Annotated in this window: 25 protein-coding genes and 1 tRNA gene; 16 read left to right on the top strand and 10 right to left on the bottom strand. The window is 64.0% G+C overall.

All coding sequences use genetic code 11. The annotated features are described in order from the left end of the window. Positions 1-106: 106 nt before the first annotated feature. Positions 107-196 (bottom strand) — tRNA-Ser (locus BMW89_RS16405). 421 nt (positions 197-617) lie between these two features. Continuing rightward, positions 618-1,760, bottom strand: a complete 1,143-nt coding sequence (locus tag BMW89_RS16400; RefSeq protein WP_092028006.1) for an ROK family protein — start codon at positions 1,758-1,760, stop codon at positions 618-620. Between the two features lie 332 nt (positions 1,761-2,092). Here BMW89_RS16400 and rplU point away from each other — a divergent pair, with 332 nt between their 5' ends. From rplU to BMW89_RS16385, 3 genes are all read left to right on the top strand, one after another. Beyond that, positions 2,093-2,485 (top strand): 50S ribosomal protein L21, encoded by a 393-nt coding sequence (rplU, locus tag BMW89_RS16395; RefSeq protein WP_092028005.1) that lies wholly within the window; start codon positions 2,093-2,095, stop codon positions 2,483-2,485. Positions 2,486-2,582: 97 nt separating this feature from the next. Continuing rightward, positions 2,583-2,852, top strand: a complete 270-nt coding sequence (gene rpmA, locus BMW89_RS16390) for a 50S ribosomal protein L27 (protein WP_092028004.1) — start codon at positions 2,583-2,585, stop codon at positions 2,850-2,852. Positions 2,853-3,008: 156 nt separating this feature from the next. Continuing rightward, a complete protein-coding gene (locus BMW89_RS16385) occupies positions 3,009-3,602 on the top strand; it encodes a GNAT family N-acetyltransferase (protein WP_177196081.1) in 594 nt (197 codons plus the stop codon). Positions 3,603-3,637: 35 nt separating this feature from the next. Here the strand turns inward: BMW89_RS16385 and BMW89_RS16380 are convergent, their stop codons facing one another. Next, positions 3,638-4,552, bottom strand: a complete 915-nt coding sequence (locus BMW89_RS16380) for a DMT family transporter (protein ID WP_092028002.1) — start codon at positions 4,550-4,552, stop codon at positions 3,638-3,640. 270 nt (positions 4,553-4,822) lie between these two features. Between BMW89_RS16380 and BMW89_RS16375 the strand changes: the two genes are divergently transcribed. From BMW89_RS16375 to BMW89_RS16365, 3 genes are all read left to right on the top strand, one after another. Next, positions 4,823-5,305, top strand: coding sequence for a MaoC family dehydratase (locus BMW89_RS16375; RefSeq protein ID WP_092028001.1), 483 nt, complete (start codon positions 4,823-4,825; stop codon positions 5,303-5,305). A gap of 85 nt (positions 5,306-5,390) precedes the next feature. Next, on the top strand, positions 5,391-6,431 hold the full coding sequence (gene obgE / locus BMW89_RS16370; RefSeq protein ID WP_092028000.1) for a GTPase ObgE: 1,041 nt from the start codon (positions 5,391-5,393) through the stop codon (positions 6,429-6,431). An 81-nt stretch (positions 6,432-6,512) separates the two neighbouring features. After that, positions 6,513-8,147: an alkaline phosphatase family protein gene (locus BMW89_RS16365; protein ID WP_092027999.1), complete on the top strand. Its 1,635-nt coding sequence runs from the start codon at positions 6,513-6,515 to the stop codon at positions 8,145-8,147. Positions 8,148-8,281: 134 nt separating this feature from the next. Here the strand turns inward: BMW89_RS16365 and BMW89_RS16360 are convergent, their stop codons facing one another. Further along, complete coding sequence (locus BMW89_RS16360) at positions 8,282-9,247, bottom strand: Bug family tripartite tricarboxylate transporter substrate binding protein (protein ID WP_092027998.1); 966 nt, start codon at positions 9,245-9,247, stop codon at positions 8,282-8,284. Between the two features lie 191 nt (positions 9,248-9,438). Here BMW89_RS16360 and proB point away from each other — a divergent pair, with 191 nt between their 5' ends. Next, the gene (gene proB / locus BMW89_RS16355; RefSeq protein ID WP_092027997.1) at positions 9,439-10,560 is read left to right on the top strand and encodes a glutamate 5-kinase; all 1,122 of its coding nucleotides are present in this window, start codon (positions 9,439-9,441) and stop codon (positions 10,558-10,560) included. An 18-nt stretch (positions 10,561-10,578) separates the two neighbouring features. Here the strand turns inward: proB and BMW89_RS16350 are convergent, their stop codons facing one another. Continuing rightward, entirely contained in the window at positions 10,579-10,875 is a 297-nt protein-coding gene (locus BMW89_RS16350; RefSeq protein WP_092027996.1) for a type II toxin-antitoxin system RelE/ParE family toxin, read from the bottom strand. After that, complete coding sequence (locus BMW89_RS16345; RefSeq protein WP_092027995.1) at positions 10,865-11,143, bottom strand: type II toxin-antitoxin system ParD family antitoxin; 279 nt, start codon at positions 11,141-11,143, stop codon at positions 10,865-10,867. Before BMW89_RS16345 ends, BMW89_RS16350 begins: the two co-directional genes overlap by 11 nt. A gap of 193 nt (positions 11,144-11,336) precedes the next feature. On the opposite strand from BMW89_RS16345, the gene BMW89_RS16340 reads away from it, so the two are divergent. The 9 genes from BMW89_RS16340 (at position 11,337) to BMW89_RS16300 (ending at position 19,764) form a co-directional block, all read left to right on the top strand. Beyond that, positions 11,337-12,632 (top strand): glutamate-5-semialdehyde dehydrogenase, encoded by a 1,296-nt coding sequence (locus BMW89_RS16340; RefSeq protein WP_092027994.1) that lies wholly within the window; start codon positions 11,337-11,339, stop codon positions 12,630-12,632. An 18-nt stretch (positions 12,633-12,650) separates the two neighbouring features. Continuing rightward, complete coding sequence (locus BMW89_RS16335) at positions 12,651-13,295, top strand: nicotinate-nucleotide adenylyltransferase (protein WP_092027993.1); 645 nt, start codon at positions 12,651-12,653, stop codon at positions 13,293-13,295. A 209-nt stretch (positions 13,296-13,504) separates the two neighbouring features. After that, on the top strand, positions 13,505-13,870 hold the full coding sequence (rsfS, locus tag BMW89_RS16330) for a ribosome silencing factor (protein ID WP_092027992.1): 366 nt from the start codon (positions 13,505-13,507) through the stop codon (positions 13,868-13,870). Positions 13,871-13,978: 108 nt separating this feature from the next. Then, positions 13,979-14,461 (top strand): 23S rRNA (pseudouridine(1915)-N(3))-methyltransferase RlmH, encoded by a 483-nt coding sequence (gene rlmH / locus BMW89_RS16325; protein WP_092028080.1) that lies wholly within the window; start codon positions 13,979-13,981, stop codon positions 14,459-14,461. A gap of 33 nt (positions 14,462-14,494) precedes the next feature. Next, positions 14,495-15,859 carry a murein hydrolase activator EnvC family protein gene (locus tag BMW89_RS16320; protein WP_092027991.1) on the top strand — a complete coding sequence of 455 codons (1,365 nt, stop codon included), beginning with the start codon at positions 14,495-14,497 and terminating at the stop codon, positions 15,857-15,859. After that, entirely contained in the window at positions 15,856-17,214 is a 1,359-nt protein-coding gene (locus BMW89_RS16315; RefSeq protein ID WP_092027990.1) for a S41 family peptidase, read from the top strand. Before BMW89_RS16320 ends, BMW89_RS16315 begins: the two co-directional genes overlap by 4 nt. Before the next feature lie 169 nt (positions 17,215-17,383). Beyond that, positions 17,384-18,619: a divergent polysaccharide deacetylase family protein gene (locus BMW89_RS16310; RefSeq protein WP_092027989.1), complete on the top strand. Its 1,236-nt coding sequence runs from the start codon at positions 17,384-17,386 to the stop codon at positions 18,617-18,619. Between the two features lie 76 nt (positions 18,620-18,695). Next, complete coding sequence (locus BMW89_RS16305) at positions 18,696-19,199, top strand: RNA pyrophosphohydrolase (RefSeq protein ID WP_092027988.1); 504 nt, start codon at positions 18,696-18,698, stop codon at positions 19,197-19,199. Between the two features lie 64 nt (positions 19,200-19,263). Beyond that, the gene (locus BMW89_RS16300) at positions 19,264-19,764 is read left to right on the top strand and encodes an RNA pyrophosphohydrolase (protein WP_092027987.1); all 501 of its coding nucleotides are present in this window, start codon (positions 19,264-19,266) and stop codon (positions 19,762-19,764) included. A 279-nt stretch (positions 19,765-20,043) separates the two neighbouring features. On the opposite strand, the gene BMW89_RS16295 is transcribed toward BMW89_RS16300, so the two are convergent. The 4 genes from BMW89_RS16295 to BMW89_RS16280 form a co-directional block, all read right to left on the bottom strand. After that, positions 20,044-21,687 carry an adenylate/guanylate cyclase domain-containing protein gene (locus BMW89_RS16295; RefSeq protein WP_092028079.1) on the bottom strand — a complete coding sequence of 548 codons (1,644 nt, stop codon included), beginning with the start codon at positions 21,685-21,687 and terminating at the stop codon, positions 20,044-20,046. A 161-nt stretch (positions 21,688-21,848) separates the two neighbouring features. Next, the gene (locus BMW89_RS16290) at positions 21,849-22,256 is read right to left on the bottom strand and encodes a F0F1 ATP synthase subunit epsilon (protein ID WP_092027986.1); all 408 of its coding nucleotides are present in this window, start codon (positions 22,254-22,256) and stop codon (positions 21,849-21,851) included. Positions 22,257-22,341: 85 nt separating this feature from the next. Beyond that, the gene (gene atpD / locus BMW89_RS16285; protein ID WP_092027985.1) at positions 22,342-23,784 is read right to left on the bottom strand and encodes a F0F1 ATP synthase subunit beta; all 1,443 of its coding nucleotides are present in this window, start codon (positions 23,782-23,784) and stop codon (positions 22,342-22,344) included. Positions 23,785-23,835: 51 nt separating this feature from the next. After that, on the bottom strand, positions 23,836-24,711 hold the full coding sequence (locus BMW89_RS16280; RefSeq protein WP_092027984.1) for a F0F1 ATP synthase subunit gamma: 876 nt from the start codon (positions 24,709-24,711) through the stop codon (positions 23,836-23,838). Positions 24,712-24,783 lie beyond the last annotated feature (72 nt).

Here is a 24,783-nt window from a genome sequence, read left to right as displayed (position 1 = left end):
CTTGGCTCTATTCCGAGGGGGCGGTGAAAGCTACGCGGACGGGTAGTCCTCTAGAACCGCTGGTCCGAAGCCAGAGTTAGGCCCAACTCTAGGTCATTGGACGATTTGGCGGAGAGGGAGGGATTCGAACCCCCGATAGGCTTGCACCTATGCCGCATTTCGAGTGCGGTACAATCAACCACTCTGCCACCTCTCCAAGGCGCCAAAAATCGGGGGCGAGCCCCCGTGGTTGGAGGCGTTAATAAGCGAGGATGGCGGGCCAGACAAGGCTGAGGGGGCGAAAATCCGGCCGGTTTTCCGTTTGAGAACGAGGATGTTGCGGCTGTGACGCGGCCGATCGCGGATTTCGGCGGGACTTTGCGCCGTTTGCGCGCTGGGCGCGGTCTGTTTGGCGCAAAGCGATGCGACCGGCAGGCCGCTGGCGGCCGAATCACCTGGTCACAGGGATAACCCCCGAGGTGGGACCGCCAGACGCGGTAAACACTGGCGGTCCCGTGCCGCTCATTGAAAACTGACCAGGAAGGGCGGCTTCGCAGGCCAGGTGAGGCGACGGATCGACCGTAGCGTGCGGCCCGTGCGCCGCAACGCAAACCGGTCCTTAACCTAACCAGTCAAGGTTACTCCTTGTCCGCCTTGGCCTTTTTCTTGTTATTGTCCTTGCCGTTCTCAGTAGAATCCCGGTCTTTCCCGTTGCCTTCCTTGCGGCGGTTGGTGAAGCGGGCATTGCCGAGCCCGGTGCCGATGGTCAGCACGCCCCAGCGGTCGACATCCTGCATGAACGGCACCTCGGAGAGGCCCTGAACCACGCCGTCATTGTGCATCAGGATTGCGGTGTCGTGCTCGCCGATCTGGGGGATGCCCTCGAGCAGGCTCGCCGGCAGGTTGAACTTGCTGCTCTCCCAATTGCCCGGCAGGTTTTGCGCGCCCTTCTCGATCGAGCCGTCCGCGTTGATGACGCCGGGACAGGCGATGCCGATGAAGGGCGCGATCTTGAAGCCTTCCTTCTCGGCGTCCGTGATCAGTCCCTTCAGCATTTTGATGAGACGCTTCACCGCACCTTCGCGCGTTGGCTCATCATCGGCATGACGCCATAGCTCGGACTTCCACACGCCCGCCTTCGACAGATCCTTCGCCTTCTTCCAGCGCGTCTCGACCACGCCGCAGCGAATGTTGGTGCCGCCGATGTCGACCGCGAGAATCGCGTCATGTGCCTCGAAAATCCATGACGGCGCCAGATGCAGCGCGCCGATCAGGCCGGCTTCATCCGGATGCGCGCGGATCGGCACCAGATCGATCTTGAAGTCCTCCGCCTTGAGGATGATGTCGGTGCGCGCGATCGCGATCTCGCCGAGCCGGGAATCGCGAAATCCGCCGCCAACCACGATGCGCTCGGTCTTGGCCCAGGCTTTTGTCTTGAGGAAACGACGCGTGACGTAGGCAAGCTCCTGGGCGAACTCCTCGATGGCGCTGTGCACCACGGCGGAAGCCTCGACATCATCGCCGACCAGCATCTCGTCGAGGACCTTCTTGCTGATGCTCTCCGAGGGCTCCTTGCCAAAGGGGTCCTCGCCCGATTTGCGCCCCGGCTTGCGCCAGCGGTCGAGGATTTTTCGGAACGCGCCCTTGCTGGCACGGTCGCCGAGAAAACCGTCCTCGTCCTTGATCTCGATGTTGAAACTGTCGACGTCCACCGACGGCAGCCGCTCGGCGCCGTGATGGGCGATGCCCGTCGTGGTCTTGACCAGCTCGTCTGTTGCCATTTGTGCCCTTGCCCGCGTACCTGTTCCGGCGGACTAACTGCGCGGGAACCCGTTGGTTGCAGCGCGGGCCGAGATTCCAGTCCGGCCGTGGAAGCGGGCCAAATCTCTCAAATCCGGGCCTTTTCACCCGCTTTTCCTTGACTCCCGGCTGATGGCGGCTATAAGTCCCGCAACCGGCGCGGGGCGTTTCTCGCGCCGCTTGTTTTTGCGTGGGTTTTCAAAGGGATAAATCCCGCCCGCACAAGACTCGCAATAAACCCATAGCGACTGACAAAAAGCCGGCCCGGACGATTCCCGTCGCGAGGCCGGGATTTGAACACGGAGAAAAAACGATGTTCGCAGTCATCAAAACCGGCGGCCGGCAGTACCGCGTCGTTCCGGATGATGTTCTCGAAGTAGGCAAGATCGAAGGCGAAGTCGGCTCGATCATACAGTTGAACGAAGTTCTGTTGATCGGCGGCGACACGCCGATCCTGGGCCTGCCGACGGTCGCCGGTGCGTCCGTTGCGGTCGAGGTGCTCGACCACAAGCGCGGCGCCAAGATCATCGCGTTCAAGAAGCGCCGCCGCAAGAATTCGCGCCGCAAGCGCGGCTATCGCGACGAGATCACGGTCCTCCGCATCTCCGAGATCCTGACGGACGGCGCCAAGCCCACCAAGGGCCCGCGTCCGAAGCGGGAGAAGGTCGCGAAGCCTGCGACCACGACCGAAGACGCCGCCGCATAAATTGATCACGCGCAATCACGAATTGATGCGTGAGAGATTTTGAAATGATTCCGTCAAGGAATTGATCTAGAAATACGTAAGGTTTCGGAGACGGGCCATGGCTCACAAAAAAGCAGGCGGTTCATCGCGCAACGGTCGCGATTCCAAAGGCAAGCGCCTCGGTATCAAGGCGTTCGGCGGGGAAGTTGTAATTCCCGGCAACATCATTGCGCGTCAGCGCGGCACCACCTGGCATCCCGGCCTTAATGTCGGCATGGGCACGGACCACACTTTGTTCGCCAAGATCGAGGGTCGCGTCACGTTCCAGGCCAAAGCCAACGGCCGCACCTTCATCTCGGTACTTCCGGTCGCCGAGGCGGCTGAATAGACGGTGGATCAAATTTGGAGTCCGCCGGGTCCTAGACCGAACCGGCGGAGTCCTTGAGATCAAAGAGATCGAAGGCTCCAGGGGAGGCAGGGAAACCGGCCTCCCCTTTCGTTTGACGAGTTCACTTTCCACTTAGTGACTTTGACGGAGCCGGACATGTTGCAGGATTTCTCGAGCGTGACCTTGCAGGAGGCGAGACCCAGCGTCGTCGCCACCGAGCGACTGACCTTGCGGCGGCCGACCCTCGCCGACGTCAAGACCATTGCCCACCTCGCCAACGACCGCCGTGTCGCGGAAAACACCCGCCGCCTCCCTTTTCCCTATTCGCAGGACGACGCCGTCGCATTCATCCGCGGCACGGCCGTGCTCGGCAACGAGACCGCGTTCCTGATCGAGCACGACAGCGGGCCGGTCGGCATGGTCGGCATCGATCGCTCCACGCCCGGCAATGCCGAGCTCGGCTATTGGCTCGGCGTCGAGCATTGGGGCCGGGGCTATGCCACCGAAGCCGCGCGCGGCGCGATCGACTTCTTCTTCGAGGAGCTCGAGGACGACCACCTCTATGCGGGCGCACGCGTCACTAATCCGGCCTCGCGCAACGTGCTGGAGAAGTGCGGCTTCCAGTGGAGCGGCGTGCAGCTGCATCGCTTCCTGGCGCTAGGCTCGTCCACGCCGGTCGACTGCTTCCGCCTCTCGCGCGGCGTGTGGTCGTCGCTGAAGAGCTGGAGCAGTGCGCGAAGGATGAGGTAGGCCACAGATGCTTACCCTCCCTCGGAGGGTAAGCACTATGCTGGCGGATTCACTTCGGCGCTCGGGCGTCCGAGATCGCGCTCGCGCAGATAAATATAGAACCCGGCGCCGATGATGATGGCGGCACCGACGATGGTGGCGACCTCAGGCACATCGCCGAACACGACGAAGCCGAAGATCACGGCCCAGACGATCATCGAATATTGGTAGGGCACAACCACACTCGCCGGCGCCAGCTTGAGCGAGCGGTTGACGCAGAACAGCGCGGTCACCGAAATGACCCCCGCCAGCGCAAAGATCACGAGACTGCCCGGCGTCGGCTGCACCCAGTGAAATGCCGACATCACCGCACCCAGCAGGAACGTGCCGACGAATTGCGAGGACGCCATCACGATGTCGGGCGTCTTGCGCAGGCTGCGGGTGATCAGCATCAACGTTGCAAAAGACAGGCTGCCGCCGAGCGCGATCAGCGCCGGCAGGCTGACGGTCTGCGCCGACGGCCGCAGCGCAATCACGACGCCGCAGAAGCCGATCAGGATCGCGGTCCAGCGCCGCCAGCCGACCTTCTCGCGCAGGAAGATCGCCGACATCGCGGTGACGAAGATGGGACCGGCGAGATAATAGGTGATGACGTCGGCGAGCGGCAGATAGACCGTTGCGATGAAGAAGGCGGCGACCTCCAGCGTCGACAGCGTGACGCGGACGAGCTGCAACCACGGCCTCTCCATGTGAACGAAATCCCGGCGATGCCGCCAGATGATCGGCAGCAGCAAAAGCAGCGCCGCGCTGCCACGCAGGAACAGCAGCTGCCCCACCGAATAGGTCCCGACCAGGAACTTGCCCATGGCGTCGCCGAACGAGAACATGAAGATCGACAGCACCATGAGCCCGATGCCGGCGAGGCGCGCCGATCGGTCGTCATAGGCGGAGAGGTTCTTGAAGAAGGGCATTGAACAAGTCGGACTGTGAGAGGTCGTCATTGCGAGCGAAGCGAAGCAATCCAGACTGTCTCTGAGGCGGCAGTCTGGATTGCTTCGTCGCAAGGGCTCCTCGCAATGACGAGCGGAGGGAGCGTCAGGATCAGGCGACCAGAGAGTCGCTTGCGGCCGTTTTAATGGCGTGAGCGCCCGCGACAAGCCCGGCCTCGTCGAATTGAACGGATTGTCGCACTCTTCACGTCGCGGTAGCGATAGGTGCCGCACCGACAAGAAGAGCCAGACATGACCGACTTCGATCCGACCCAGCACCGCATGATCCCTACGCAACGCTGGTTTGAGGATTTCGTCGTCGGCGAACGTTTTGTGCTGCCGAGCCGGACGCAAACCACCGCGGTGTTCGCGGCGTTCCAGACCGCGAGCGGCGACACCCATCCCGTGCATTATGATGTCGAGTATTGCCGCGCCCGCGGCATGCCGCATCTGCTGGCCCACGGCTTCCAGACCCTGATCCACACCGCGCCCGGCGCGGGGCTGTTTCCGTTCATGGTCGAGGACTCTCTGGTCGGCTTCCTCGAGCAGTCGAGCCGGTTCCTCACGCCGGTGTTCGCCGATGACACCATCTACCCCGCGCTCGAGGTGATCGAACTCGTGCCAGGCCGTACGACCGGGACGGTGACGCTGAAAAGCACCGTTTACAACCAGCGCAAGGAGCTGGTGCTGGAGGGCATCCAGAAATTCCTGATCCGGCGAAGGCCTGCTGGTTAAGCACGGGCCGAAATTCGCGGAATTTCGGCCGATTCAGGGGTAAGTCCGGGTTGCCGCGGGGGACCGGCTGGCCTACCTATGGCCCATGAAATTCCTCGACGAAGCAAAGGTCTATATCCGCTCCGGTGACGGCGGAAACGGCTGCGTGGCGTTCCGCCGCGAAAAATTCATTGAATTCGGTGGTCCCTCCGGCGGCAATGGCGGCCGCGGCGGCAATGTCATCATCGAGGTCGCCGATGGCCTCAACACGCTGATCGACTACCGCTACCAGCAGCACTTCAAGGCTCAGAAGGGCGAGAACGGCTCGGGCTCGGACCGCCACGGCGCCAACGGCAAGAACATCGTGCTGAAGGTCCCCTTGGGCACGCAGATCTTCGACGAAGATCGCGAGACGATGATCCACGATTTCACCGATGTCGGTGAAAAATTCGTGCTGTCCGAAGGCGGCAATGGCGGCTTCGGCAACGCCCATTTCAAAACATCGACCAACCGCGCACCACGCAACGCCAATCCCGGCCAGACCGGCGAGGAGCGCTGGATCTGGCTGAAGCTGAAGCTGATCGCGGATGCCGGCGTCGTCGGCCTGCCCAATGCCGGCAAGTCGACTTTCCTCGCCAAGGTCAGCGCAGCGCGGCCGAAGATCGCCGACTATCCCTTCACAACGCTGCATCCGCAGCTCGGTGTCGTGAACGCAGACGGCCGCGAATTCGTGCTGGCGGACATTCCGGGTCTGATCGAAGGCGCGCATGAAGGTGTGGGTCTCGGCGACCGCTTCCTCGCCCATGTCGAGCGTTGCCGCGTGCTGCTGCACCTCATCGATGCAACCTGCGAGCATGCCGGCAAGGCCTACAAGACGGTGCGAGCGGAACTCGATGCTTATGGCGGGCTCTTGACCGACAAGATCGAGATCGTCGCGCTGAACAAGATCGACGCGGTCGAGCCGGACGAATTGAAAAAGCAGAAGGACCGGTTGAAGCGCGCCGCCAAGAAGACTCCGCTGCTGCTCTCCGGCATCACCGGCGACGGCGTCAAGGAAGCATTGCGCGCCCTTGTCGAGGTGATTGGCGAGGCTCCGGTGTCCACCAAGGCCAAGAGCACTGCTGAAGCGGAGCCGTGGTCGGCTTGATCCGACCACTCAGGCGGCCCGCTTGTCTTGGCTAGCGCAATAGCGCAGCATCGAACAATCAAGAAACGACAGGGGCGAGGCATGGCGCGCGCGAAGAACGTTCTCTGGATCATGTGCGACCAGCTTCGCTATGATTATCTCGGCTGCACCGGCCATCCCACACTGAAGACGCCGAACATCGACGCCATGGCCAAGCGCGGCGTGCTGTTCTCGAAGGCCTATGTGCAGTCGCCGATCTGCGGTCCGTCGCGGATGTCGTTCTACACCGGCCGCTACATGCGCTCGCACGGCTCGCACTGGAACGGTTGGCCCTTGCGCGTCGGCGAGCCGACGCTTGGCGATCATCTGAAGAAAATCGGCGTGCGCAATGTGCTGGTCGGCAAGACCCACATGGCGCCTGATCTCGAAGGCATGAAGGCGCTCGGCATCCCGCCGGAATCGATGATCGGCGTGCATGTCGCCGAATGCGGTTTTGAACCTTACGAGCGCGACGACGGCCTGCATCCGACCGGGCGGCCGCGCCCGAAATACGATGAATATCTGCGCCAGCAGGGTTTTGACGCCACCAATCCCTGGGAGCACTGGGCCAATTCAGGCGCTGCGGAAGACGGCAGCTTGCAGAACGGCTGGCTGCTGGTGCACGCCGACAAGGCCGCGCGCGTGCCGGACGAGCATTCCGAGACGCCCTACATGACGCGTCGCGCGATGGACTTCATCGGCGAAGCCGAGACCGACGGCCGGCCGTGGTGCCTGCATCTGTCCTACATCAAGCCGCACTGGCCCTACATCGCGCCCGAGCCCTACGCCAGCATGTATTCGACGGATGACATGATTCCGGTGATCCGCTCCGAGCGCGAGCGGCAGAATCCGCATCCGGTGTTCGGCGCCTATATGGACATGCGCTACTCCCGCAACATGGCGCGCGACGATGCCCGCGAGAAGGTGATCCCGACCTATATGGGCCTGATCACCCAGATCGACGACCAGATGGGCGTGCTGATGAAATTCCTGGAGGAACGCGACCTGCTGGACACAACCATGATCGTGTTCACCTCCGATCACGGCGATTATCTCGGCGATCACTGGATGGGCGAGAAGGATCTGTTCCACGAACAGTCGGCAAAGATTCCGTTGATCGTCATCGATCCCTCCAGGGAAGCCGACGCCACGCGCGGCACGCGCAGCGACGCGCTGGTCGAAGGCATCGATCTCGCGCCGACCTTCGTCGATTATTTCGGCGGCAAGGTGCCCGGCCACATCCTCGAAGGGCGCTCGTTGCTGCCATTGCTGCGCGGACCGACGCCGCCGGATTGGCGCAAGGTCGCATTCTCCGAATACGACTATTCCATGCAGGATGTCCGGCTAAAACTGAACCAGCCGATCGAGCGCTGCCGCCTGTTCATGGTGTTCGACGGCCGCTGGAAATACATCCACGCCTCCAGCTTCCGCCCGATGCTGTACGATCTCGAAACCGATCCGGAAGAGTTTCTGGATCGCGGCGACGATCCGGAATGCGCCGGCATCGTTGCACGATTACAGGCCGAGCTGTTCGACTGGGCGCTGCATCCGAACGACCACATCACCACGCCACGCGAGAAGATCGCGAACTATGCGGATAATCAGCTGCAGGTGAAGGGTGGCATCCTGATCGGCGTCTGGGATGAGACCGAGCTTGCGTCGATCCGTGGTGGGATCGAGCAACGGGCGAAGCTCTAAAATCCTCATGGTGAGGAGGCGCGATAGCGCCGTCTCGAACCATGCAGGCCGAGCTGCAACAGCGGGGCCTTCATCCTTCGAGACGCTTGCTTCGCAAGCTCCTCAGGATGAGGGGATGGGGCGGAGCTTGCGAGTTAATTCTCGATCTTGTACCCCGTCGCCTTGACGATCGGCTGCCAGAACGCCGTGTTGGCGGCGAGCTCCTTCGTCAGCCCATCCGCGCTGCTGCCGACCGGGATCAGCCCGATCGCGGTGAGCTTCTCCTTCACCTCGGGCTTGGCGAGCGCGGCGCTTGCGGCAGCAGCAAGCTTGCTGGCGAATTCCGGCGGACTGCCGGCGGGGAGCCACATCCCGTACCAGGCGTCGGCGACGAGATCGATGCCGCTCTCCTTCAATGTCGGAACGTCGGGCGCGAACGGCGAACGCTCCGCGCTACTGACCGCGATGATCTTCACGCCCTTGGCGCGATGCTGCGGCAGCGCATCCGCCAATGTCGTGATGCCAAACGAGATGTGGCCGCCAATGATGTCGTTGAGGATCGGCGCGCTGCCGCGATAGGGCACGCGGGTCAGGGGGATGCCGAGATCCTTTTCGAGCTTGGAGCCCATGAAGTGCGGAATGGTGCCGTTGCTCGGCACGCCGAACGAGGTCTTGTCGGGATGCGCCTTCAGCCAGGCGACAAATCCCTTGAAATCGGCGGCATCGATTCCTGGGCCGACCACGACGGCGAATTCGAAGCGCGCGAGCAGCGACACCGGCATGAAATCCTTGGCCGTATCGAAGCTCGGAATCGTCTCCACCATCGGCAGCAGGTACATGGTGGGCCCTGTCGTCACCAGCACCATGCTGCCGTCGGGGCTACCGCCCTTCACCGCCTTGATGCCGATCAGGCCATCGCCGCCGGTGCGGTTCTCGACCACGATGGTCCGTTGCAGTGCCGGGGCCATCTCCTGTGCAATCAGCCGGCATAGCGTGTCGCCGCCCGCGCCCGCCGCGAACGGGAAGATGACTTTCGTCAGCCCGGCCTGCGCTTGCACCTCGCCCGCCTGCGCCAGCAGCGGCAGCCCGAGACATCCGGCCAAGAATTTGCGGCGATCCATTCGTTTCCTCTTTCAGCCCATTATCGTTGGCGGCAATTAGAGCCAGGCAGACGTCCGAGACAAGGCCGACCTTCGCCGTTTACCATCCGGCCCGCCTTGCGCCGGCCATCGTCCTGCTGCAAAAGCAGGCCTTACCCGGCGCCGCCTGTCGCTCCGCCGTTTCCAACGCAGAGCAATTCGTCGCACGCACCATGGCCAGCCCCGAACTCAGTCAATTCCGCCGCATCGTCGTCAAGGTCGGCTCCGCGCTGCTGGTCGATTCCGACAGGGGCGAGGTGCGGGCGTCCTGGCTCGCCGCGCTGGCCGACGACATGGCCAAGCTGCATCGCGAGGGCCGCGACGTCCTCGTCGTCTCCTCAGGCTCGATCGCGCTTGGCCGCAGCCGGCTCAAGCTGCCGCGCGGACCGCTGAAGCTGGAGGAAAGCCAGGGCGCGGCAGCCGTCGGCCAGATCGAACTGGCGCGGATCTGGTCCGAGGTGCTCGGCGCGCACGGCATCGGCGCCGGCCAGATCCTGGTGACGCTCCAGGACACCGAGGAGCGCCGCCGCTATCTCAACGCCCGCTCCACCATCGGCAAGCTCCTGGAGTGGCGCGCGATCCCCGTGATCAACGAGAACGACACGGTCGCCACCAACGAGATCCGCTACGGCGACAATGACCGCCTCGCCGCGCGCGTCGCCACCATGGCGAGCGCCGATCTGCTGGTGCTGCTGTCGGACATCGACGGGCTCTACGACGCCCCGCCGAAGAACAACCCGAACGCAAAGCTCATTCCGGTCGTCGACAGCATTTCCTCGGAGATCGAGGCGGTGGCGGGAGACGCCGAGTCCGAGCTGTCGCGCGGCGGCATGCGCACCAAGGTCGAGGCCGCCAAGATCGCGACCACCGGCGGCACCCACATGCTGATCGCCTCCGGCAAGATCGAGCATCCGTTGCAAGCGATCGCCAATGGCGGCCGTTGCACCTGGTTCCTGACGCCGGCCAACCCCATCACCTCGCGAAAACGCTGGATCGCAGGCACGCTGGAGCCGAAGGGCACGCTGACCATCGATGCGGGCGCGGTGACCGCGCTGCGCGCCGGCGCCAGCCTGCTGCCGGCCGGCGTGATCAAGGTCGAGGGCCAGTTCGCCCGCGGCGATGCCGTGATCGTCCGCGGCCCCGACACCAGCGAGGTCGGTCGCGGCCTGATCGCCTATGACGCCGAGGTCGCCGAGCGGATCAAGGGCCGCTCCTCCCCGGACGTGATGACCATCCTCGGCATCAGCGGGAGATCGGAGATGATTCACCGCGACGATCTGGTGGTGGGCGGGTAGAGGCCGAACGAACGCCGGCTACTGCATGTCGCCGGCGCCGATATCCTGACGGCCGTGCATGACGCGGATGATCTCGATGCCATCGGGCAACGGGACATAGAAGATCACGAAGTTGCCGACCGGGAAGCTGCGCAGGCCAGCGCGCAGCTCTCGTCGTTCGCGCCCAGCCAGCGGATTCTCCAAGAGCATTTCGAAGATCTCGCCGAGACGTGCGATCTGCTTGTCGGCGGCCCGAATGCTGTCCGACGCGATGAAATCCCAAATCGAATCGAGGTCGAGATCGGCTTGCGGGGCCTTACGAAACCTATTCGCCACGTTTGCGCGCGGCCAGTCGCTGCCGTCCTCGCGCCTTGATGTCCTTCATCCATTCCTGGACATCGACCTCTTCCATCGGTCCGCTGTCAAACCCCTTCTGGATTTCCTCCCGCAGCGCCTCAAGCTTGAGCTTGCGCCGCTCTTCGCGCTCCTCGACGAGGCGAAGGCCTTCGCGCATGACCTCGCTCGCGGTGGCATAGCGGCCGCTCTCAAGCAGATTGTCGATCAGGTCTTCGAAATGCTTGCCGATGCTGTAGCTGCTCGCCATGGGCGGCTCCGTTATCAAATATTGATACTTATTGATATTTGAGCGCTTCGCAAGGACCCGCCCGGCCACCGGCACAACCAGGCTATTGGCCGAGCTGGCGGCGCGAACCGGGCCCCTGCCATACCCTCCCCGCCCTTCGCAAAAGCGGGATTTCCGTGCTAGGACACTGCCTTAGCAGAAGGTTGAACTAGCTATGGCCGCCCCCCTCAAAGCCGTCGACGGCAATGCCGATCTTCAGGCGCTGATGATCGATCTTGGCACCCGTGCCCGCGCTGCCGCGCGCGTGCTGGCGCTGGCGCCGCCGGAGCAGAAGAACCGGGCGCTGGAAGCCATGGAGCGGGCAATCCGCGCGAACTCGGCCGCCATTCTTGCCGCCAATGCCGAAGACGTCGCCGATGCCCGCGCCTCCGGCACCATGATCGCCTCCTTCATCGACCGCCTGACGCTGACGCCCGCGCGCGTCGAAGGCATGGCCGAGGGCATCGCCATCGTGCGCGGCATCGCCGATCCCGTGGGCATTGTCACCGAGAGCTGGCAGCGGCCGAACGGCATGACCATCGAGCGCGTGCGCGTGCCGCTTGGCGTCGTCGGCGTGATTTTCGAAAGCCGGCCGAACGTTGCGGCGGACGCCGGCGTGCTGTGCCTGAAATCGGGCAATGCCGTGATCCTGCGCGGCGGCTCGGACAGTTTTCGGTCCTGCCGCGCCATCCATGAATGCCTGGTGCAGGGCCTGCGCGAAGCCGGACTTCCCGAAGCCGCGATCACGCTGGTGCCGACGCGCGACCGCGTGGCGGTCGGCATGATGCTGTCCGGATTGAACGGCGCCGTCGACGTGATCGTGCCGCGCGGCGGCAAGAGCCTCGTCGCGCGTGTCGAGCAGGAAGCGCGCGTGCCCGTGTTCGCGCATCTCGAAGGCGTCAACCACGTCTATATCGACGCCAGCGCCGATCTCGCCATGGCGAAGTCGATCGTGCTCAACGCTAAGATGCGCCGCACCGGCGTCTGCGGCGCGGCCGAAACGCTGCTGGTCGATCGTGCGGCTGCTGCGAAGAATCTGAAGCCGCTGGTCGAGATGCTGATCGAGGCCGGCTGCGAAGTGCGCGGCGACGACGCCGTGCAGAAAGCCGATGCGCGCGTGAAGCCCGCGAGCGAAGACGATTGGGACACCGAATATCTCGACGCGATCATTGCGGCCAAGGTGGTCGACGGCGTCGACGGCGCGATCGCGCATATCCAGAGCCACGGTTCGCAGCACACCGATGCGATCGTGAGCGAGGATGAGGCGACCGCGAAGAAATTCCTCAGCGAAGTCGATTCCGCGATCGTGCTGCACAACGCCTCGACGCAGTTCGCCGATGGCGGCGAGTTCGGCTTCGGCGCCGAGATCGGCATCGCCACCGGCCGCTTCCACGCCCGCGGCCCGGTCGGCGCCGAGCAATTGACGAGCTTCAAATATCGCGTCCACGGCACAGGGCAGACGCGACCGTAATGTCGCACAGGGCGGACATTGAGTAACAATTTCGTCGCGCCGCGTTTCTTCGCGCAGGCCATACCGCCCTACACGGAAGGCATGCGCGTCGGCCTGCTCGGCGGCTCGTTCAATCCGCCGCACCAGGCCCATCGCGCGATCAGCCAGTTCGCGCTGAAACGGCTTCAGCTCGATCGCGTGTGGTGGCTGGTGACCCCCGGCAATCCGCTGAAGGAGAACGGCAATCTGCATGAGCTCGGCGAGCGCATGCAGGCTGCGCGCGACGTCGCCAACGATTCCAGGATCGAGGTGAGCTGTCTCGAATCCGTCATTCGTACGCGCTATACTATCGACACGATCAACACCTTGCGCCGCCGCCTCTCGGGCTTGCGCTTTGTCTGGATTATGGGCGCCGACAACCTCGCTCAATTCCATCGTTGGCAGCACTGGCGGCGCATCGCCGACCAGGTGCCGATTGCGGTCATCGATCGCCCGCCGCAGAGTTTTCGCGCCCTCGCCTCGCCCGCCGCCCAGGCGCTTGCGCGCTACCGCTTGCCCGAGAATAAGGCAGCATTGCTTGCGGATCAGCCGGCACCGGCCTGGGTCTTTCTGACGGGAATGAAGCTGAATCTCTCGTCGACCGGCTTACGGAACCCGGACGGAAGCTGGAAAGGTACGAAGTGAGTCAGACTGTACGGAAACGGGGCTCTCTGGCATATTGAAACCCTTAACCCCACATGATGTAGTGTAACCAGTGAGCGCTGGATTCGGCGTTCGCGATACAGTGAAAGGAATGGTCCCTGACCACATCTGTATTGTCCAAGACAGCTTCATCGAAGTCTGTTTTACCCAAGGCAAAACCGGCGCGTAAAACATCGACCCAAGCTGCGGCCTTGCAGGCGCAACCCGACGCCGACAAGACGCTGAGCCTGATCCTCTCCCGCCTCGACGACATGAAGGCGGAAGAGACGGTCACCATCGACCTTCGCGGCAAATCGGCATACTCCGACTACATGATCGTCACCACCGGCCGGGCCAACCGGCACGTTGGCGCGATCGCGGAGAACGTGGCGAAGGGCCTCAAGGAAACCGGCATCAAGAACATCCACGTCGAGGGCTTGCCCAATTGCGACTGGGTGCTGATCGATTCCGGCGATGTGATCGTGCACGTGTTCAGACCCGAGGTCCGTGAGTTCTACAATCTCGAGAGATTGTACACGCAGGGCCCAGGGGCGGCGAAGGCGATCCAGGCTCCCTGAGGCTCCCGCAGCACTTGGGCTCCCTAAGCCGATTTCGAATCGGCTGATGCGCATGCTAGCGTCGTGCGCGCGCAACTTGCGCGCGGCCTCGAGAGCACGACTCGGAAGATGCGTATTGCTGTCATTGCGGTGGGCCGGCTGAAGCAGGGCCCCGAACGGGAGCTTGCCGACCGCTATTTCGAGCGGTTCGACGAAGCCGGCCGCAAGCTCGGATTCCGCGAGCTCCAGATCCACGAAATCCCCGAGAGCCGCGCGCGCGATACTGCGACGCGGATGGCCGAGGAGGCCGCGGCGATCTCCGCGCATATCCCGGAAAAATCGATCCTGGTGGCGATGGACGAGCGCGGCCAGAATCTCGATTCCACCGTATTCGCACGGCATCTCGGGCGCTGGCGCGACGAGGGTGCCGGTCATACTATCTTCGTGATCGGAGGGGCGGACGGACTTTCGCCCGAATTGCGCCGTAAGGCCAAGCTCGCGATTGCGTTCGGCTCTGCGACCTGGCCGCATCAAATGGTCCGCGTCATGCTTCTGGAACAGCTTTATCGGGCCGCCACCATTCTGGCCGGCCACCCCTATCACCGCGCGTGATGCGCGCCACAACGAGCACTTTTGTCTAAAGCGATGCGAGCGCCGATCATCAACCTGCTGCTGATTGCGAGCGTCTCGGGCACAAGTGTCTTGGGCTCAAGCATCTTGGGCGCAAGCCTCGCGCAAGCTCAGACGGCGACGACACCGCAGACCGCGGCCGTCTCGCCCGACGCGATCAAGCAGCGCGAGCAGGAGCTGGAAGCCGCGCGCGCGAGCAAGAAGAGCGCGGAAGAGGCGCAGGCCAAGCTGAAGTCGGAGATCTCTTCGCTCGGCCAGGACCGCACCCAGCTCAATCAGCAATTGATCGACACCGCCGCCAATGTGCGCACCGTCGAGACCAAGATCGACGAAGCCGAAGCACGGCTGAAGACGCTGAACAGCCGCGAGCAGCAGATGCGCACCTCGCTTGATTCGCGCCGCGCCGACATCATCGAGGTGCTGGCGGCCCTGCAGCGCGCCGGCCGGCGCACGCCGCCCGCGCTGCTGGTGCGGCCCGAAGACGCGCTGCAATCCCTGCGCACCGCCATGCTGCTCGGCGCGGTGGTGCCGGAGCTGCGCGGCCGCGCGGAAAAGATCGCGGGCGAGCTCGGCGAGCTCGTGGCCCTGCGCAAAACCATCGCCACCGAACGCGATCAGCTCGCCTCCGACCGCGACAAGGTCCGCACCGACCAGACCCGGCTCACCGCCCTCGTCGACGAGCGGCAGCGCCAGCAGGCCTCGCGCGAAAAAGACCTCGATGCCGAAAACTCGCGCGCCATCGCGCTGTCACGGCAGGTCGGCGATCTCCAGGGGCTGATCGCCAAGATGGAGCAGGACCTGCAAAGCGCCGCCAAGGCGGCTGAAAAGGCGGCCGAGGCCGCAAAGCAGGCCGAGGCCAAGGCAGCTGCAAACGCGGCCGCCAGCGTCAAGCCCGGCCCGGGCGTTTTCAAGGACCGGTCCCGGACGACCCCGGCGATCGCCTTCGCCTCCGCCAAGGGGCTCCTGCCTCTGCCGGTTAACGGTAACAAGATCAGGGACTTTGGCGGTTCCGACGGGGTCGGCGGGGTCCAGAAGGGCATTTCGCTGGCAACCAAGCCCGGCTCCCAGGTCACAACGCCGTGTGACTGCTGGGTGGTCTATTCAGGCCCGTTCCGCAGCTATGGACAACTCTTGATCCTCAACGCCGGTGGCGGGTATCATGTGTTGATCGCCGGGATGGAGCGCATTTCGGTCAACATCGGTCAGTTTGTGCTCACGGGGGAGCCGGTCGCGTCCATGGGGTCGACTTCTCAAGTCGCTTCCATTCTCGCCACGAACGCGAGTCAACCTGTTCTGTATGTCGAGTTCCGTAAGGACGGGACTCCAATCGATCCAGGCCCATGGTGGGCCACAAATGAAGGCGAGAAGGTTCGCGGATGATGCGCAAGACTTCAGTTATCCTCCTCAGCGCGGCCACTGGTGCGGCGCTGACGCTGTTCGTGACCCAGCCGCGCGCGGTCTTCATGGGCTCCAGCGCACGGGCCGCGACCGCAGACACCTATCGCCAGCTCAATCTGTTCGGCGACGTCTTCGAGCGCGTGCGCTCGGACTATGTCGAGAAGCCCGATGACACCAAGCTGATCGAAACGGCCATCAGCGGCATGCTCACCGGCCTCGATCCGCATTCGAGCTACATGGACGCCAAGAGCTTCCGCGACATGCAGGTGCAGACCCGCGGTGAGTTCGGCGGCCTTGGCATCGAGGTCACGATGGAAGACGGCCTGATCAAGGTGGTCTCGCCGATCGACGACACGCCCGCCTCGCGCGCCGGTGTCATGGCCAACGATATCATTACCAATCTCGACGATGAAGCGGTGCAGGGCCTGACCCTGAACCAGGCGGTCGAGAAGATGCGCGGCCCCGTCAACACCAAGATCAAGCTCAAGATCATCCGCAAGGGCCAGGACAATCCGATCGACGTCACGCTCGTGCGCGACAACATCCGCGTGCGTTCGGTGCGCGCGCGCGTCGAGGCCGACGACATCGCCTATATCCGCATCACCACCTTCAACGAGCAGACCACCGAAGGCCTGAAGCGCGAGGTCGCCAACCTCTCGAATCAGATCGGCGACAAGCTCAAGGGCTACGTCATCGACCTCCGCAACAACCCGGGCGGCCTGCTCGAGGAAGCGGTCACCGTCTCCGACTCGTTCCTGGAGAAGGGCGAGATCGTCTCGACCCGCGGCCGCAATGCCGAGGAGACCCAGCGCCGCACCGCGCATGCGGGCGACCTCACCAAGGGCAAGCCTGTCATCGTGCTGGTCAATGGCGGTTCAGCCTCGGCGTCGGAGATCGTCGCCGGCGCGCTGCAGGACCACAAGCGCGCGACCATCGTCGGCACGCGCTCGTTCGGCAAGGGCTCGGTGCAGACCATCATCCCGCTCGGCTCGGGCAACGGCGCGCTGCGTCTGACCACGGCGCGCTACTACACGCCGTCGGGCAAGTCGATCCAGGCCAAGGGCATCGTGCCCGACATCGAAGTGCTCCAGGACGTGCCGGACGAGCTGAAGTCGCGCACCGACACCAAGGGCGAGGCTTCGCTGCGCGGCCATCTCAAGAACGACGGCGACGAGAAGACCGGCTCGCAGTCCTACGTCCCGCCGGACGCCAAGGACGACAAGGCGCTCAAGCTCGCCGACGATCTGCTCCACGGCATCAAGAACAGCGCTTCGGCGGCACCTACGCCCGGCACCACCGACAAGGCTGCGGCCGACAAGCCCAAAGCGGCGAACTAAGGCGGCGACCTGACCGCATCATCCGATCTATCGAAAAGGGCGGCTCCCGGAGCCGCCCTTTTTGCTTGGAACCCTGGTTGCCTGGAACCCTGGCGCCCCCGGCCTCTCCCGGCCTGCCGCCGCTTGACCCCGGCGTGGTATCGTCGGCCGCAGTGATTCGGGATCGCGCATGACTGAAACGGCCGATGATCTGAGCACCCCGCTCGGACAGGACAAGCCGCGCCGCAAACGCCGGCTGCGGCTGCCGTTCACGGCCATGCAGCTGCTCGCCACCCTGCTCGGCCTGTTCCTGGTCGGCTTTGCCGGCTTTGCCATCTTCAACAAGGATCCGCTCGGCGGCGAACCGATGACGCGGCTCGCGATCAACGAGCCCAAGACTACCGACAAGGCTATCGACAAGGCCGTGGATGAGAAGCCGGCTGCCTCCGGCCACGGTCAGGAGAGCAAGCACGAGACCAAGGAAGCGCCGAAGCAGCCGGGCGACCAGAAGACCGTCACCATGATCGACGGTTCCACCGGCACGCGCCACGACGTGGTGATTGGCGCCGGCGACGCTGCGGATAAGGGCGAGGCGGCGGCGGCTTCCGCTCCGCCGCCCGTCATGGCCGGGATCGACCAAAAACTCCTGGAGAAATCGCGCTACGGCATGATCCCGGTGGTTGCCGGCGACATGAAGCCGTTCAACGTCTATGCGGCGGAGGCCGACCGCGCCAGGGCCGCTAAGATGCCGGTGGTCGCGATCGTGATCGGCGGCCTCGGCGTCGGCGCTGCCAAGACCACCGACGCGATCATGAAGCTGCCGCCGGCAGTGACGCTGGCATTCACGCCTTATGGATCTGATCCCGGAAAGCTTGCCGAGCGGGCGCGCGCCCAGCGCCACGAGATCTTCCTCCAGATCCCGATGGAGCCCTACGACTTCCCGGACAACGATCCGGGGCCGCAGACGTTGCTGACCTCGCTCACGGCCGACCAGAACATGGACCGCCTGTACTGGCATCTGAGCCGGATGCAAGGCTATGCCGGCCTCGCCAATTTCATGGGCGCCCGCTTCATCGCGACGGACGCGGCGATGCAGCCGATCATCCGCGAGGCGTCCAAGCGCGGCCTCGGCTTCTTCGACGACGGCTCCTCGCCCCGCAGCATCGCGCCCCAGGCCACCGCCAGCGCTGCGATGCCGTTCGGCAAGGGCGACATCGCGATCGACGTGGTGCCGACCCCGACCGAGATCGACCGCGCCCTGAACAAGCTCGAATCGGCGGCCCGCGAGCGGGGCGTCGCCATCGGCACCGCCTCGGCCCTGCCGGTCTCGATCGAGCGCATCGGCGCCTGGACCAAGACATTGGGCGACCGAGGTATTCTTCTGGTGCCATTGACAACGGCGATGCTGAAATCAAAATCCAGCTAAATCAACGGATTGGTATGGCAGCGGCCCGATGGGGGCTGTTCGAGCCTTACTGAGAGCACGCAAGAGGTCTGGCGGAATGGCGCGTTACGAGGATCTGCCCTACCGGACCTGCGTTGGCGTGATGCTGATCAACACGAAGGGGCTGGTATTCATCGGCCGCCGTGCCGGTGGCATCGAGCATATCGACGACACCCATGTCTGGCAGATGCCGCAGGGCGGCGTCGATCCCGGCGAGGACAATTGGGCCGCCGCCAAGCGCGAGCTCTACGAGGAGACCAGCGTGCGCTCGGTCGAGCGGCTCGGCGAGGTCCCGGACTGGCTGATCTACGACATCCCCCGCACGATTGCCGGGCGCGCCTGGAAGGGCCGCTATCGCGGTCAGCGCCAGAAATGGTTCGCGGTCCGCTTTACAGGCAAGGACAGCGAGATCAATGTCGAAAACCCCGGCGGCGGCCACAAGGCCGAATTCGTCAGCTGGCGCTGGGAGCCGATGAAGAACCTGACCGAGCTGATCATTCCGTTCAAGCGCCCGGTCTATGAGCGCGTGGTGAAGGAATTTTCGTCGCTCGCGGATGACTAATTCAAATTGTCATCCCGGGTTCGGTGCTAAGGCATCGCCTGGACTGACGACGAGAGATCCGCGCGTGATGAATGAAAAGCCCTACCGCCCCAATGTCGGAATTGCGTTGTTCAACGCCGAAGGCCGCGTGCTGATCGGCCACCGCTTCAAAGGCGACGGACCCGAGATCATCCTGCCGGGCCTCGACTGGCAGATGCCGCAGGGCGGTGTCGACGAGGGCGAGGATCTGCGCGATGCGGCGATGCGCGAGCTCTGGGAAGAGACCAGCGTCAAGAGCGCGAGCTATCTTGGCGAGACCGACTGGCTCACCTACGAGTTCCCGCCTTACGACGGGCCGCAGACGCATCGCCTCGCGAAATTCCGCGGCCAACGGCAAAAATGGTTCGCGCTGCGTTTCACCGGCAAGGATGACGAGATCGATCCGCTGACGCCGCGCAACGATCAGCCTGCGGAGTTCGATGCCTGGCGCTGGGAGCGCCTCGACCGTGTCCCCGATGTCGTCGTGCCGTTCCGCCGCGAGGTTTATCAGGCCGTGGCGCGAGAGTTTGCTGGATTCGCAAACTAAAACTGCGAAAACAGCCCCATGCACAATAGAGATGAGGCTGAAATAGTGAGGGGAATTTGCGTGTGAGGGGAGCACCGTTCTCTCATTCCCTCCCCCCTTGCGGGGGAGGGGCAGGGAGAGGGGTGCCACACGGGGATTCTGTCCGCTGCACACCTGTCTCGGTGCACGATCAATAGCCGACACCTTTTGCTGGGCTACCCCTCTCCCTAGCCCTCCCCCGCAAGGGGGGAGGGAACGCACTGTCGTCGGGGCGTTCAGTGGGGCCAAGCTCAGCAGGCATCAATTCGTCGGCCCCACCGTGAACGGGCCGATCGCGATGACGTGGCAGTCGCTGTCGTGCTTGACGCAGTCGGCGAGTGCGCCGTTGACGGCGGTCTGCTCGTCGGCGGCTTTCAGGCCGAGACCGGGGCGGCCCGCGGTGCCGACTGCAACTGCATTCCAGCCCATGCCGTCGCCGAGCTTGCGCACGACGTCGTCGCGCGCATCGGCCACGATCGAAGAGTTGGTTGCGGCGTGGAAGAAGCCGTTGGGCTTGAGCAGGGTCGGGATCGGCACGACGAAGACATCGTCGACTGCGACGATCATGCAGGCCACACCGGCGATGCCACCGCAGGATTCCAGCGAACGCCGCGTCGCTTCATCGACCGACGAGGCGCCCAGCACCATGAAATATTGTCCATTCGGGCCGAGCGCGACCGAGCGCGTTTTCGCCGCCGGCACGTAGATGTTTTCGACGCGATTCCTGGCCTGGTCGCGCAGCATCGGAAAGTCCTTCGACACGAACGCGCGCTCGATCTTGGTGTCGTGCCGAACCCAAGGCTGCGGCGGCATCGGCGGCCGACCATGGGCGTAGACGACATTGTTGCCGACCGCATAGAGCTCGCAGCGCCGCGGCGATTGCGCGGCGTCGGCGCGCTTCTGGCACTGGTCGAGCGCCGCGCTGCGCGCGGCCTCCTCGTTCGGCTGATTGACCGAAGAGCCGGTGAAGCCGCCGACGTTCAGGGCGAAGGCCTTGTAATCGCCGGCGGTGGAATATTCATTGCCGAGATAGGCGCGCAGGCGCTCACCGATAAACGGCACCGCATCGACGACGATTTTTCCGCCCGACGCGGCTGGCGGCGATGGCATCGGCGTCGGCGCCGCCGCCGCACTCTGTGTCGGCGTGGGTGAGGGCTCAGGCGCCTTTGTCGCGATCGCGGGCGTTGGGCTGTGTGATGGTGCAACAACGGGGCTCGGCGCGGTCGCGGTCGACGACAATTGGGTGGTCTCGAGCTTGGTGAAATAGAGGAATCCGCCGACGCCGATCGCGACGACGGAGACCACGCCCACCACCAGCGGCCACATCCAGTTCGGCCCGGACTCCGCCTTGGCCACCTTCTTCAGCTTCGGCGTGGTGTAGGTGCCGTCCTCGCGCCGCATCGCCACCATGTAGGCGTGCACCGGCGTCGGGATGTTCTTCACTTCCTGCGCGCCGATATCGGCGAACTGCACCGACAGCTTGTTGGCAACCTGCTCGTGCACGGCACGGGAGACGCAGATGCCGCCGACCTCGGCGAGGCCCTCCAGCCGTGCGGCAATGTTGACCCCGTCCCCCAAGAGATCGCCGTCGCGCTCGACCACGTCGCCGATGGTGATGCCGATCCGGAACGACATCTGCCGGCTCGGCGGATAGGCCATGTTGCGGGTCCGCAGCGATTCCTGGATGTCGATCGCGCAGCGCACCGCGTCGACCGCGCTCGGGAATTCCGCGAGCACGGCGTCGCCCGCCGTGTTGAAGATGCGCCCGTTTGCCTTTGCGATGAAGTCGTCGATGACTTCACGGTAGGACGCCAGACGCCGCAGCGTCTCCTCCTCGTCTTCCGCGACCAGTCTCGAGTAACCGGCAATATCGGCCGCGAAAATCGCTGCGATCTTGCGCTTCATCTGCGACCTGCCCTGGAACCTCATCCGCGGCGGCAGAATGCCGCTATCTCCGGCACGGTGCAACAAAGTTTCAGCGCCCGCCACTTTCGTGACGAGCGCTGAACTTGTTCAGGAATTTCGAGCAGGAATTCGAGATTTGCCCCGGAGCAGTGCGCCGGGGCTTAATGCATAGCCGTGGAGCTGAGCTGCTGCTGGATGCTCTTGTAGTGGTCGAGCCGCTCGATGGCGTTATCGAGCTCACCGCCTTCGTGCTCCTTCAGACCCTCTTCCATCTCCGAGATCGTCGCGGCGAATTGGGCGCGGTCGAGCTCGGCCAGCGACGTCGCGACATCGGCGAGCACGGTCAGGCCCTTTTCAGAGACTTCGGCGAGGCCGCCGAGCACGATGACCTTCTCGTGCTTGCCGCCGGTGGTGATGGTGAGAATGCCCGGGCGGATCGCAGCCACGACCGGCGCATGTCCTGCCAGCACGCCGAAATCACCCTCGACGCCGGGGACATCGACCTGGTCGACTTCGCCCGAGAATGCGAGCTTTTCCGGCGAGACGAGATCGAAGTGGAAGGTGGCCATGGAGAACCTGCGAATGGTGAGTAGCGAATAGCGAATGGAGCGGAAGCAGCGAGACTATTCGCTACTCCCTACTCGCAATTCGCCCTTAGGCGGCTTCCGCCGCCAGCTTCTTGCCCTTTTCGACCGCCTCTTCGATGGTGCCGACCATGTAGAAGGCGGCTTCGGGGAGATGGTCATACTTGCCTTCGCAGAGGCCGCGGAAGCCCTTGATGGTGTCCACGAGGTCGACGAACTTGCCGGGCGAGCCGGTGAAGATTTCGGCGACGTGGAACGGCTGCGACAGGAAGCGCTCGATCTTGCGGGCGCGGGCCACCGTCAGCTTGTCCTCTTCCGAAAGCTCGTCCATGCCGAGAATGGCGATGATGTCCTGGAGCGACTTGTAGCGCTGCAGCACCTGCTGGACCATGCGCGCGGTCGTGTAGTGCTCGTCGCCGACAATATTCGCCTGCAGCATGCGCGAGGTCGAGTCGAGCGGATCGACCGCCGGGTAGATGCCCTTTTCCGAGATCGCGCGGTTCAGCACCGTGGTGGCGTCCAAATGCGCGAACGACGTCGCCGGCGCCGGGTCGGTCAAGTCGTCAGCCGGCACGTAGATCGCCTGCACCGAAGTGATCGAGCCCTTGTTCGTGGTGGTAATGCGCTCCTGCAGCGCGCCCATGTCGGTGGCCAGCGTCGGCTGATAACCCACCGCGGAAGGAATGCGGCCGAGTAGCGCCGACACTTCCGAGCCTGCCTGCGTGAAGCGGAAGATATTGTCGATGAAGAACAGCACGTCCTGGCCCTGATCGCGGAAGTGCTCGGCGACCGTCAGGCCGGAAAGCGCGACGCGCATGCGGGCGCCGGGCGGCTCGTTCATCTGGCCGAACACCAGCGCGCACTTCGACTTCACGCTCGGATCGGGATTGTGCGGGTCGGCGTTGACCTTGGATTCGATGAACTCGTGATAGAGGTCGTTGCCTTCGCGGGTGCGCTCGCCGACGCCGGCGAACACCGAATTGCCGCCGTGCGCCTTGGCGACGTTGTTGATCAGTTCCTGAATGAGCACGGTCTTGCCGACGCCGGCGCCGCCGAACAGGCCGATCTTGCCGCCCTTGGCGTAAGGCGCGAGCAAATCGACAACCTTGATGCCGGTGACGAGAATTTCGGCTTCGGTGGCCTGGTCAGTGTAGGTCGGCGCTTCCTGGTGGATGGCGCGCTTGCCTTCGGACGGGATCGGGCCCGCTTCGTCGATCGGCTCACCGATGACGTTCATGATACGCCCGAGCGTGCCGGCGCCGACCGGAACCTCGATCGGCTGGCCGGTGTCGGTCACTTCCTGGCCGCGCACCAGACCTTCGGTCACGTCCATCGCGATCGTGCGCACGGTGGACTCACCAAGATGCTGGGCGACTTCCAGCACGAGGCGGATGCTGCCGTTCTTGGTTTCCAGCGAATTGAGAATGGCCGGAAGGTGGCCCTCGAACTGAACGTCGACGACGGCGCCCATGACCTGGGTGACGCGACCGACCGGGTTAGCTGCTGTAGCCATGAAGCTCTCCTTCGAAATTCTTTACTTGAACGACCGTCGTTAGTTCGTGCGTCAGACCGCCTCGGCGCCGGAGATGATCTCGATCAGCTCCTTGGTGATCTGGGCTTGACGGGTTCGGTTGTAGATCTGGGTTTGCTTGCGGATCATTTCGCCGGCGTTGCGGGTGGCGTTGTCCATCGAGCTCATCTGCGCGCCGTAGAACGAAGCATTGTTTTCCAGCAGCGCGCGGAAGATCTGCACCGCGATGTTGCGCGGCAGCAGGCCGGAGAGGAGCTCGTCTTCCTCCGGCTCGTATTCGTAGGACGTCGACGGCGCGTTCGCCGCCTTTGCTTCCACGACCAGCGGAATCATCTGCTGCGCGGTCGGGATCTGGGCGATCACCGACTTGAACTGCGCGTAGAACAGCGTGCAGACGTCGAACTCGCCGTTCTCGAAACGCGCCAGCACCTTTTTGGCGATGTCCTCGGCATTGACGAAACCGAGCTGACGAACGCTGCGCAGGTCGAGATGCTCGACGATCTGCTTGTCGAACAGACGACGAAGCTGCTCATAGCCCTTGCGGCCGACGCAGAAGAATTTGACTTCCTTGCCCTGTGCCATCAGCGCCTGGGCGCGCTCGCGCGCGAGGCGCACGATCGAGGAGTTGAAGGCGCCGGACAGGCCACGCTCGCCGGTGCAGACCAGCAGCAAATGAACCTGGTCCTTGCCGGTGCCAGCCAGCAGCGCCGGCGCGCCGGGCGAACCCGCAGCAGCGCTGGCGATGTTGGAGATCACCGCGCTCATCTTGTCGGCATAGGGCCGCGCGGCTTCGGCCGCTTGCTGGGCGCGGCGCAACCTCGACGCAGCGACCATCTGCATGGCCTTGGTGATCTTTTGCGTCGCCTTGGTGGAGGCGATGCGCACGCGCATGTCTTTAAGTGACGCCATTCTTCGCTCACCCCGGCGGTTCGACTGAAGCGTCGGACCGCTAGCCTGTCCCTGTCGCAATGCCCGGCCGGG

Origin of the sequence: Bradyrhizobium sp. OK095 (genome assembly GCF_900109945.1) — a bacterium.
In the GTDB taxonomy this organism is placed as follows: domain Bacteria; phylum Pseudomonadota; class Alphaproteobacteria; order Rhizobiales; family Xanthobacteraceae; genus Bradyrhizobium.
Note: the sequence above shows the minus strand (reverse complement) of the source record. Positions and strands in the feature narration are given on the sequence as shown.